Origin of the sequence: Actinoallomurus sp. CA-150999, from assembly GCF_050942425.1 — a bacterium.
GTDB lineage: Bacteria > Actinomycetota > Actinomycetes > Streptosporangiales > Streptosporangiaceae > Actinoallomurus.
This window is the reverse complement of record NZ_CP192063.1, coordinates 785,122-796,041: the sequence shown is the minus strand read 5'-3', so window position 1 is coordinate 796,041 and position 10,920 is coordinate 785,122. Positions and strand designations below refer to the sequence as shown.

Below are 10,920 nucleotides of genomic sequence, written 5' to 3'. Positions count from 1 at the left end.
TTCTGCTACTGACCGATCAGCTGTAGGAAGGTACCGGTCGTCACGATCGGGATGCCGTAGATGCGCGCCCGGCGTGCCTTGCGGGAGAGGGTGTCGGGGTCGGCGGCCACCAGCAGGGCCACCTCCTTGGTGACGCGCGGATGCGGAACGTACCCGGCCGAGCGGGCCCGCGCCTCCAGCACGTCCCGGCCGAGCTCCGCCTCGCCGGTGAACGCCACCCGGTCTCCCTGCTCCAGCCGGAACCGGTCGAACGGGCGCGCCCTCCCCTCAGCGGCGCGTTCCAGCGCCCGCCTCGCCGATCCGGGTGGCAGCCCGACGAGCGCGGCGACGCGGACGAGTTCGTCCCGCTGAGCCCGCGTGACGGCACCGTCGACCAGAGCCGCCTGAGCGAGGGCGGCCAGATAATCGTGATGCAGCCGATGGAGATCGGCGCGGCCCAGCCCGACGGCGGCGGCGAACTCCACCAGCGCGTCCGCCTGGGTCGGTGAGATCCGGCGATCGAGCAGCACCCGGTCGAGCAGGCCGAGGTAGGAGTCGGCCACGGCGGGCTCGGGGACCCGTGGCATCCGGTCGAGGATCCGGGCCAGGAAGTGCCCGTCCCGCTCGGCCGAAACGCCGCGCCTTACCGCGGGCGCATTTGAGTTGGGCAGGTCGGGCCAGGGCGCGGACGCGGCGGTCTCGAGCAGATCCGGCCAGGGAACCCGCCCCTCGGCGAGTGCGAGGTAGTGGCGGAGCAGCCCCGCCGCCGCACGCGCGTCGACGAGCGCGTCGTGGTGCCCGCTCAGCGGAACATCGGCGAGCGCGCAGCATCCCGCCAGATTTCGCGGCGCCTCGGGCATGAAGTGCGGCGCCCACCTCATCGTGCACACGCCCGCCTCAGAAGCGAGCGGAACCGGGGAGCCGAGCCGGGCGAACTCGCCCGAGATGAACAGCGCGTCGAAGGCCAGATTGTGGGCGACCCCGACCCGCCCGCGTAGGAGCGAGGCGATCGTCCCCGCGACCTCGTCGAATACGGGCGCGTGCCGGATGTCCGCGGCGACGATCCGGTGAATCCGGCGGGGTCCCAGGTCGCGCCCGGGGTTGATGAGCGTCGCCCACTCACCCGTGACGTCCCCCGAGGCGTCGAGCTGCACGATGCCCACCTCGATGACCCGGTCCTGCCAGTCGGGTCGCAACCCGGTCGTCTCAACATCGACGACCGCGTAGCCGTACGGAGCTGTCGCCATCAGCCCGCCATCCTTCGCGCTTCGTCAGAGCACTCATTCGCCGTGCGCTCCTGAGCGCACACATCTCCCGAGGGTGGTTACACCGTAACCGACACTCTCGTCGGATATCGATATCGATACGGCGAATACCAGATGTATATTCGGGCGCGAATCCGAGCCTCGATGAGGCCCGAGGGCCATTCTGGAAGTCGACGACCCGAAAACATCCCGAGACGTGACCGAATAGGGCCGGTCTCGGCTTAGCCCAGAGACTCCCAGGCGAACGCCTCACCGAGGCGGCGGGCCGCGCCGAATGGGACGTCGGCGAAATGGATACCGAAGCCGATCGACAGCTCGTCGACGAGCCGGCCAAGGATGCGGCGCCGGATTTCGGCGGACGCCTCGGTGGCCGGCTCGCCCCGATCGGCCAGACCCGGTCGGCCGTCTGCACCGATGCGTGCAGCATGTCCGCGAAGGCGATGAGCCTAGCGCCGTCCGAGGTCATCGGGTAGCCGACCTGTCCGGCCGTTCCGTGCTGAGGCATCGAACCCGGGGGACGTACGAGCATCGGCCAGCGAAGATCGTGCTGAGACAGACCGGTCCGACTAACAACGATCGACTTGGATCAGCAAATCGCATAATTCCGTCATGTTCGTCACGGTCGGTACGACCAAGTGTTGCATCGGCCTTAGCCGCAGACGATGATCTCGAAATGGCCGCGACTGATCACATAAGGACCGAATCCTGTAAGGGCTGACGCATATAGCGATCGGCTGATACGTTTGCGTGCACTGACCGTCAATTAGCTATGCCCTATATCGGAGCTTTCTGGACAGGCAGGGAACCAGACGGGGGCTGACGGACGAAGGCAGGGGGCCATGCCTAACACCCGGCAAGGGGCCGGTGGCATCTACGATCCGCCAGCCGCACTTCCCACACGGCCGGACACGGACACGCAGAGTCCAGACTCGGGCGAGGACGGCGCGAACTCGGCCGACGCTATCGCGTTCGTCTACGTTCCCACCCGGCCATACCGGCGCGCGGAGCGCGGGCAGACACAACACGTCAGGTTCGAACTTCGTCAACTCGATGACGGCTCGCCGGGGCTCGCAGTCTTTACCGCGAAGGAGCGACTGGTCGCGGAGTTGGGAATCCACCAGCCGTATGTCCGAATCGCCGCCCTCGACCTGCTCGTACAGGTGGCCGGGGCGAAGGTGCGTGTTGTGATCGATCCCGAGCTAAGGCAAGGCGTGCCGCGCTGGACGGAGGCCAACCTGCAGGCATGGCGAGAGAACGACGATGACTAACAGATCAGATGGATACAGCGTTTTCATCGATGACGTGATACACACCGGTGGGAAGTTCAAGCAGATCTCGCTTGACTACAAGAATCTCATGCCGATGTCCGGATTCGACCCGGTTGATACAGGAAATCCGCAAACGAATTCGGTGATCGAGACAACGCTAAGAACGATAGGCGAACTTCATCTGATGATCGCTCAAGCGATGTATCAGCACGGCGCCAAGCTGCTACTCGCCGGCGAGAAATACGAGGACGCCGAGAATGCCAGCAATGCGAATATCATTCTACAAACCGCAGTACTTGAAATCGCTCCCAACGCGAAGTTCCCCACCCCTCCCAATCCCTGATCGGGGCACGTCGTAATGGATAATCCAGATCCGGAGCCAACGCCGATCGGCAAGCTCCCGCAGGCTGTCGCCCCCACCGCTAGGCCGACGCTCCCGCTGACATGGGGGAACTTCATCACCGGAGATTTCGCGGGCATCCAAGCTCTGGCGAGCCAGCTCTACAAATTTGCGGATGGCTGTAACACTGAAGTCTCGGCACTTGCCCGATGTGTCGATTCGCTGATAGCCGCTGACCACGAGAGGTGGCACGGCGAAACAGCGACACTGTTCAAGGCAAGTTTCGGGCAGGACGCAGTGATGATGAACGGAACGAACCGTGCCATCGTCTCGATCGCCGGCGTCCTCGACAGGTTGGCCGAGCGGCTTGCCAAGACCGAGTATCTGGTGGAGCAGCAGGTAGATAAGGGGGTCAATGCGGGCTACGTGCAGGTGGAGCCCGACGGTAAGGCCACCGAGATCGCCACGGTCCCGGGAACGCCGACAAGCGTTTACCTCCAACTTCAAGCATTGATCGACAAGGCTCGTATCAACGCCCAGCGAGCGCGCTCCAAGGCCGCTAGTGAGCTGGTCGCCCTCGGAGCGGCCCTGATGAGCGGGCTGAACTACTACAGCGGAGAAAGCGGCAAACCCGGGTCTCTCGACCCGAACGGCCTGCTGACAGCTGATCAGCAGAAGAGCGATGCTGTAGCGATCGCGCGTCTCAAGGCCGAGCTGAAAAAGGAGGCGGGTGAGCTCGGCACCTCAGGAAAGAGCCTGAAGTCGGCGCTCAGCGATGTCTCAAAGGTGGGTGGAGACGCCCAGAAGATCAGCACGATCATCGGAGACCTCAAGGGCGCAAAGAACCTTCCAGGTATCATGAGTACGGTAGGGCCCGTCATCGAGGATATCGGAGGCGAGATCGGAATAGCCGCGTTGGCCGGTTAGGATGCCGAACGGGCGCTGTCCTAGTGGCCGAGCCGGTCTAGGGGAAACGTATGACGTCGGACGACACGTCCTCACGCAAACCTGGCTTCGAGCCTCCGCAGGAGGAAGAACAGGCACCGCGACATAGCGGCTCTGGCGCGTCGCGCAATCGTGTGCCCGGCGCGGCGGCGCGCCGACCGCCGAAAGGCAGGCGGGCATGGGCCCTGACCGGCGCTGCGGTGATCCTCGCTGGCGGTGGGCTCCTCTGGGCGCTGTGGCCCGATGTCTCGTCACGTCCATCGAGTGACGCATCACCGCGGGCGACGTCGACGGCTCTCGCCGTTCCGCCGGGCCCTGGAACGGTCAGTCTTGCGCAGTCCGGTCAGATCCTAGGACTTCCGGTTTTGTATTCGACCATCAAGGCCGCAGTACCGCCGGGAGTCAGGTGGGAAGGCCCGGGAGCCAATACGCCGCCCGGTTTCAATATCGACGATCAGCTCTACATATGGGGCACCTTCAGCGAGTCGAGCGCACGCGCCTTGCGAATGGAAATCATCAGGTACTCGTCCAATAACAAGGCGAGCGCTGCCTTGAGATCTGATCAGGCCGGATGTACAGGGCAGAACAAGGAGCGATGCGCTGGATATTCACCCCCGGAAGCCGAAGGCTCTGTCCAGATTTTCGCTGGGAAAACGGGGCGCTTCGAGACTTTGGGGAACCTGGGGGACGACGCGTTCTCAGTTCCGGTAATACAGCAGCGCTTCAAGTCTCCGTCAGCCATGGAGCAGAACGAGACCACTTATGATGTAGGCGGCTCAGTGGTGGAGTGCCGGTTTCGTAACGTACGCATCATCATCAACTGGCGTGGGGCCGACTACCCGGTGAGTGCTGCGGGCCACAGTCCGCTGCAGGGAACACGGCTGCCCTATGGCCAGAGTCGTGATCAAGCCATATCGATGGTGCGAGCGATCATCTCGAAGCTGGCGCGATGAAAGCGCGCCTACGGGAGCCCGTAACTCGGTGACGCTTCATCGAGTGCAGGGTGGCTCTCCGTACGCCTTCCTCGGGCCCATCGGGCGAGGACCACAGCCGGATTACCGTCGCCTTCTCCCGGTTTGAGACCGGCCCACCCGTCGACGCGATCTGGGCCCGGAACGGCCCCCGCCATGACCGCCCTCAACATCTCCGTCTAGAAGAATCGGCCCTCGAACTCGTCCTGGACCTGCTCTTCCCTGAGAACCTGCTGACACAGTGATCAGACTGCAGAGTTACTTCAACACTCTCAGCTACCAGGAGCCGGCGGAGGCTCATTGGCGCTGCCAGAGACTCTCGTCCACGCGGACCTCGGGCAGTCCTGGCACTGGCGCGGTGGCCACATAGAGCACGCACCGGTCGTCGTCCCCCTCCGTGTCGGCCCAGAGAAGGCTGCCGTCCGGGAGGATCACCGTCCACAGTCCTCGCGGCTCGGTACCGCCGTACAGCACGTATACATCGAAGTGCGCGGCGAACCGTTCAGCGAACTCCTGGCGGCCGACCCGGTCGACAAGACGGCCCTCGATGCCGACACCGAAGCTCATCGCGAAGTGCCCGGACACCTGTTGCTCGTACGTGCAGAACGCGGCGAACACCACGTCCCGCGGAACGTCCTCCAAATCGTCGGCAACGCGATCGGCATGTCCAAGGAACAACTCGTGCTCGGCGATCTCGAAACAATCCAGCAGGAACGTCCGCAGCTCGATCTCCGGGACCAGGCGAGATGACAGGCAGTCGTAGCCCGTGGCCTTTGTCTCCGTCACGGCGCCACCCTACGCACCCGTTCGGCATCCGGGTTCAACGCCGGCCAAGCGGTCAGCGCGCGCGTGGGGATCTCGGTTCGGGCAGCAGACCACGGCCAGGCCGGCGTAGTTGCCGCCGGTCAGCCACCAGGCCACACAACGTCGTTGCCGCGCACACAGGGTGTCCAGGGCGGTCGCGGCCATCGTCAATACGGTCGGTGCGTGCCGCCGCAGTTCGGGGTGGGCGATCGACGGCTCGGCCGGGCCGCCCTGGTCGGTGACGGAGATCTCCGTACGTCTGGCTGCGCGGTTCGTGGACCCGTCCGCCGACGAGGAGATGGTGGAGGAGCACCAGATCACCCTCTGGCCCGCCCCTCCTGGTCCTGAGATCCGGTGGAAGCTGACCGATCAGGTCGGTGCGGAGATCCGCGCAGAGGGTTGACTCCAGGACTGAGGGCCGGACCCCGACCGGGTCCGGCCTTCGGCCGCTTCTGGTCACGCCGTCGAGTCCGTCGCCGGGTCGGCAGAACCCACCGATTCCCGTGACATCGACTTGGTGGAATCAGCCGCCACCGGCCGTTTCCGTGACCATCTGATCACTTTGCGTTGAATAGTTTCCGGGCTGATTCTTCGGACGAAGACTCTACGCTCGTGCGCACCGGCGAGAGTCGACGATCCGTTCGCGAGAAATACGCTCGCGCGCCATTTCCTCGCGGCCGTTCCACCACCATTATGGTGCCGACACAAAACGGTCATCGGAGGATCTTTTGCACGTCCATGTCTTGTCCGGCCGTACGAGGGCGATCGCGGGTGCCGCGGTCGGCGGCCTGGCGCTCGCCACCCTGGTCGCCGTCGGCGACTCACCGGCGTCCGCGACACCGGCGACGTCCGTAGTGGTCAATGAGGTGTACGGCGGCGGGGGGAACTCCGGCGCCGCCTACACCAACGACTTCGTCGAGCTCACCAACCGGAGCGACGCGGCCGTCAGCCTGGACGGCTGGTCGGTCCAGTACCACTCCGGCGGCGCGACCGGCGCCTGGCAGGTCACCCCGCTGAGCGGCTCGATCGCGCCGGGCGGCTTCTACCTCGTCGGTGAGGCGAAGGGCGCGGGCGGTACGCAGGCGCTGCCGGCGACGCAGGCCACCGGAACCATCGCGATGTCCGCCACCGCCGGCACGATCGCCCTGGTCCACGACACCACCGCGCTGACCTGCGCGGACTCGGCGGCGTGCCAGAGCGCCTCGGCCGACCTCGTCGGCTACGGCACCGCGGCGCTCAACGAGACGGCACCGGCGGCGGGCGCGTCCAACACCGCCTCCGTACAGCGAAGCAGCAAGGCGGACAGCGACGACAACTCCGCCGACTTCGGCGCCGGCGACCCGACGCCCGGCGCCGCGAACGCCGGGAGCGGAGGCGGCGGCGGTGGCGGCGGTGAGCCCGGTCCGCTGCGCATCCACGACATCCAGGGCGCGAGCTGGCTCTCGCCGCACAACGGTGAGAAGGTCACCAACGTGCCCGGCATCGTCACCGCGATCCGGTCGGCGGGCAGCAGCAAGGGCTACTGGATCCAAGACCCGACCCCGGACGCGAGCCCGGCCACCAGCGAGGGCATCTTCGTCTACAGCTCCTCGCCGGGCGTGGCGGTGGGCGACTCCGTGCTCGTCTCGGGCACCGTCAAGGACTACTACCCGCTGTCCAGCGGCGACACGGTCGAGAAGACCTCCAACCTGTCGGTGACCGAGATCAGCGGCTCGACCGCGTCCGTGCTCTCCCACGGCAACGCGCTGCCGGCGGCCGAGGTCATCAAGCCGGACACGGTCCCCGCCAAGTACGCCCCGGACCTCGGCGGCGCCAACATCGAGTCGACGCAGATCGACCCGGCCCGTTCGGCCCTCGACTTCTGGGAGTCGCGCGAGGGCATGCGGGTGCAGGTCGACGACGCCCGGGTGATCGGCCCGTCCAACAGCTACGGTGAACAGTTCGTCACCACGAAGCCGGCGCAAGCGACGACGTACCGCGGTGGCACCGAACTCCTCGCCGAGAACGCCGTGCCCTCCGGCCGCATCGAGGTCGTGCCCGCGAACGGCAGCAACCCCGGCGTCTCAGTCGGCGACGTCCTCCAGGGCGCGACCGCGGGCCCGGTCGACTACTCCCAGTTCGGCGGCTACACGATCGCCGCGACGCAGGTCGGCACTGTCCAGCACAAGAACCTGCCGCCCGTCGTCGCCAAACCGCAGAGCAGCAAGCAGCTCGCGGTCGCGACGTACAACGTCGAGAACCTCGCGCCCGGCGACCCCGACACGAAGTACGCACGGCTCGCCGAGGGAGTCGTGAAGAACCTCGCCAAGCCCGACATCATCGCGGTCGAGGAAGTACAGGACAACACCGGCGCCACCGACGACGGCGTGGTCGCGGCCGACAAGACCCTGACCAAGCTGACCGCGGCGATCGTCGCGGCGGGCGGCCCGAAGTACGACTGGCGCGAGATCGACCCGGTGAACGACAAGGACGGCGGTCAGCCCGGCGGCAACATCCGGGTGGTGTACCTGTTCAACCCGGCGCGCGTGTCGTTCATCGACCGGGGCGCCTCGTCGGTCGACCGCTCGACCACCCCGACGTCCGTCGAGAGGCTCAAGGGCAAGCCCGCCCTGACGCTGTCGCCGGGCCGGATCGACCCGGCCAACACGGCCTGGAACTCCAGCCGCAAGCCGCTCGCGGGCGAGTTCCGGTTCCGGAACAAGCCGGTGTTCGTCATCGCGAACCACTTCGCCTCCAAGCTCGGCGACCAGAACGCGGACGGCCGCTATCAGTACCCGGCGCAGTCGTCGGCGGTGCAGCGCGCAGCCCAGGCGACGGCGGTGCACGCCTTCGTCCAGCGGATCCTGAAGGTGGACAAGGAGTCCGACGTGGTCGTGCTCGGCGACCTGAACGACTACCAGTTCAGCCCCGCGCTCGCGGCGCTGAAGACGGGGTCCACCAGCGGGCACGGCACGCCGATCCTGACCGACCTGATCGCCACGCTCCCGGTGAACGAGCGGTACACCTACGTTTACAGCGGTATCTCGGAGGTGCTCGACCACATCCTGGTGACGCCGCGCACGCACGGCGTGCAGTACCAGGTGGTCCACGTCAACGCCGAGTACACGAACCAGACGAGCGACCACGACCCCCAGGTCGTACGGCTGAAGCCGTAACCAGGCCGACCTCGTAACGCACGCGGCGGTCACCTCGGCTCCAAGGCCGAGGTGACCGCCGCTGCTTTCGCTCTTCGGTCAGTCGCCGATCGTGGTCACGCAGGTGACGCGCTCGGACGGATCAGCGCGGGAGAACCTGCACGGTGTCGCCGACAGCGCGTTCGCCGGTTGCATCGGACGGCTTGTTCACCAGAGCGCCGTTGACCGCCATCGCCGTCGACCCTCCGCCGTCGAGGTTCAGCGCGTTCACCGCGCCGAGCCCGCGCATCAGCTCGGCGGCCTCCTGGATCGTCACACCTTCGCTGACACCCGGCTGGCGGCCGTCGACGGTGACGAGGATGAGCCGCCCCCGGGCGTCCGTGCCCGCGAGGGTCCGGGGCTGGCGTTGTTCCGCCCAGGCGTAGCCGAAGGACAGATCCGCCGGATCCACGAACCCCTCAGTGGCGGCGTCGATCGCCAGGCGCCTGTCGCGTACGAGAATCGGCCCGGCGCTCACGATGCCGGTCTTGCCGGCCAACGGCACGGCCTTCCCGGAGGAGTCGCGTACCCGCTCGTCGACGGCCAGCCGCCGCCCGACGACAGCGTGAGCCTTCAGCCACGTCGCGGCCGTCCCGATCCCCTGGAGCACCGATCCCCCGGCCGGGACCGTACCGCCGCCCGTCCCCACGCCGACCACCCGGCCGCCGTGGTCGAGCACGGCCTGCGTGCCGGCCCCGGTGGGCAGGTTCGCCCCGAAGTGAGGGGTGAACAGCACGAGGTCGTCGGCGCTGGTGCAGGTGAAATCCTGACGCGGCAGTTCGGTCGGTGACACTCCCGGCCGACCGCAGTCACGGACCTTGCCCGGCACCCGGTTGATGCCATTGATCGCGTACGACGCCGCGCCGTCGCGGACACTCGCGCGCGAGACGAGGTTCGCGACGCGGCTACGGTGGCCGTCGTTCTGCAGGATCAGCGCGGCCCGGGCGCCGGCGGACTGGGCGTCGAGAGTGCCACCGTAGGCGGCGAGACCCGACTGCGTCCCCTGGACGCCGTCGGCGTCGGAGGTGATGAAGAAGCCACCGTTGACCGCGAGGACGGAGCCGGCCGCGCGGGCCTGCGCGGATGTCGTCACCCGCCCGGCGACCGCGCTGCCGTGGCTGGCGACGACGCTTCCGTGGAACCGCGCGGGGTCCACGACGCCGACGTGGATGCTCTCCCGGTCGGGCGCCTGGTCGACGTCGTAGCCGGTCCATTCGACGGCCGGGTGCAGGCCGGCGGCGGTGACCGCAGCCGCCTGCCGCTGTGCGTCCGCCTGGGCGGCGAACCCGCCGACGCGCACGCGGTACCCCTCGGTGCCATGTGGGGTGTCGGAGAAGGCGGGCCACGGCACCTGCTCGGTGCGTGCGTCGATCCCCGCCGCGGCCAGCTGCGCGACGGTCTTGGCGGCCCACTGGGCGTCTCCAAGCTCCGCCCAGGTAGCGGCACCGGTCAGCCGGTTCACGGCCGGAGCCTGCACGGTCACGGTCCACACGGGACGCGCCTGCGGTACGAAGACCGACGCGGTGCGGACCTCCACCCCTGGAACGGGCGACGTGGACGTCCACGTCACCGTCGCTGATTTCCATGGCAGCGCGTTCGCGCCCGACGGCGTGGCCGCCGTCGCCGGTCCGGCGACCGCTGTCGCGGACGCGGTGAGCAGGGCCATGCCCGCGACAATCCATCTGGGACGCGCCATGGACGACCTCCGTGTAGACATATGTGGATTATTCGCCGGATAGTCGACCGCTCCGGCCCTCTCGGTGGGGAATGAACAGCCCACCACCAGGTGAACTACGTCTTAAAGCTGCAGCGGGAGGGCCGGCTTCGCGGTACATCGAGCCGAGGGAACGACCTGGACCGCCTGGCACCGGTTCATCACCTTGGCGATGCTCGCCCTGGCCTACCGGGCTGCACTCACCTCAGCCACCACGGCCGCCATCGGAAACCGGACTCAGCCGATGACCGTCCCGGAGATCCGCCGCCTGCTGAACACATTCGTCATCCCAATCACACGGTGCGATCAGCAGCATCATCCACTGGTCTCAATGGCGCCAACGCCAACAACTCGCTCGATAATGCCATTACAGGCGAAGACTCCCCTCACCGCCAGATCACGAAGTGTCGCTGAAGTACCAGAGTCACCGTCGCGGTTCCGGATAGATCCTGTAGGGCACT

The 10,920-nt window shown here is 67.0% G+C and carries 10 protein-coding genes; 7 read left to right on the top strand and 3 right to left on the bottom strand.

Annotated elements, in window-relative coordinates; all coding sequences use genetic code 11:
* Positions 1-5: 5 nt before the first annotated feature.
* Complete coding sequence (locus tag ACQP2O_RS03900; RefSeq protein WP_433179941.1) at positions 6-1,226, bottom strand: exonuclease domain-containing protein; 1,221 nt, start codon at positions 1,224-1,226, stop codon at positions 6-8.
* A 308-nt stretch (positions 1,227-1,534) separates the two neighbouring features.
* Here ACQP2O_RS03900 and ACQP2O_RS03895 point away from each other — a divergent pair, with 308 nt between their 5' ends.
* The 5 genes from ACQP2O_RS03895 to ACQP2O_RS03875 all read left to right on the top strand — a co-directional run bounded on the left by ACQP2O_RS03895 (position 1,535) and on the right by ACQP2O_RS03875 (position 4,750).
* The gene (locus ACQP2O_RS03895) at positions 1,535-1,717 is read left to right on the top strand and encodes a hypothetical protein (protein WP_433179939.1); all 183 of its coding nucleotides are present in this window, start codon (positions 1,535-1,537) and stop codon (positions 1,715-1,717) included.
* Positions 1,718-2,083: 366 nt separating this feature from the next.
* The gene (locus ACQP2O_RS03890; RefSeq protein ID WP_433179937.1) at positions 2,084-2,512 is read left to right on the top strand and encodes a hypothetical protein; all 429 of its coding nucleotides are present in this window, start codon (positions 2,084-2,086) and stop codon (positions 2,510-2,512) included.
* A complete protein-coding gene (locus ACQP2O_RS03885; protein WP_433179935.1) occupies positions 2,505-2,855 on the top strand; it encodes a DUF6317 family protein in 351 nt (116 codons plus the stop codon). Before ACQP2O_RS03890 ends, ACQP2O_RS03885 begins: the two co-directional genes overlap by 8 nt.
* Before the next feature lie 15 nt (positions 2,856-2,870).
* Entirely contained in the window at positions 2,871-3,779 is a 909-nt protein-coding gene (locus ACQP2O_RS03880) for a hypothetical protein (protein WP_433179933.1), read from the top strand.
* 50 nt (positions 3,780-3,829) lie between these two features.
* Positions 3,830-4,750 (top strand): hypothetical protein, encoded by a 921-nt coding sequence (locus ACQP2O_RS03875; RefSeq protein WP_433179931.1) that lies wholly within the window; start codon positions 3,830-3,832, stop codon positions 4,748-4,750.
* 315 nt (positions 4,751-5,065) lie between these two features.
* Here ACQP2O_RS03875 and ACQP2O_RS03870 read toward each other — a convergent pair whose 3' ends face one another.
* On the bottom strand, positions 5,066-5,554 hold the full coding sequence (locus ACQP2O_RS03870; protein ID WP_433179929.1) for a hypothetical protein: 489 nt from the start codon (positions 5,552-5,554) through the stop codon (positions 5,066-5,068).
* A 160-nt stretch (positions 5,555-5,714) separates the two neighbouring features.
* Between ACQP2O_RS03870 and ACQP2O_RS03865 the strand changes: the two genes are divergently transcribed.
* Entirely contained in the window at positions 5,715-5,975 is a 261-nt protein-coding gene (locus ACQP2O_RS03865; RefSeq protein WP_433179927.1) for a hypothetical protein, read from the top strand.
* A gap of 325 nt (positions 5,976-6,300) precedes the next feature.
* A complete protein-coding gene (locus ACQP2O_RS03860) occupies positions 6,301-8,727 on the top strand; it encodes a lamin tail domain-containing protein (RefSeq protein WP_433179925.1) in 2,427 nt (808 codons plus the stop codon).
* Between the two features lie 121 nt (positions 8,728-8,848).
* Here the strand turns inward: ACQP2O_RS03860 and ACQP2O_RS03855 are convergent, their stop codons facing one another.
* Complete coding sequence (locus tag ACQP2O_RS03855) at positions 8,849-10,441, bottom strand: phosphodiester glycosidase family protein (RefSeq protein ID WP_433179923.1); 1,593 nt, start codon at positions 10,439-10,441, stop codon at positions 8,849-8,851.
* Positions 10,442-10,920: the final 479 nt, after the last annotated feature.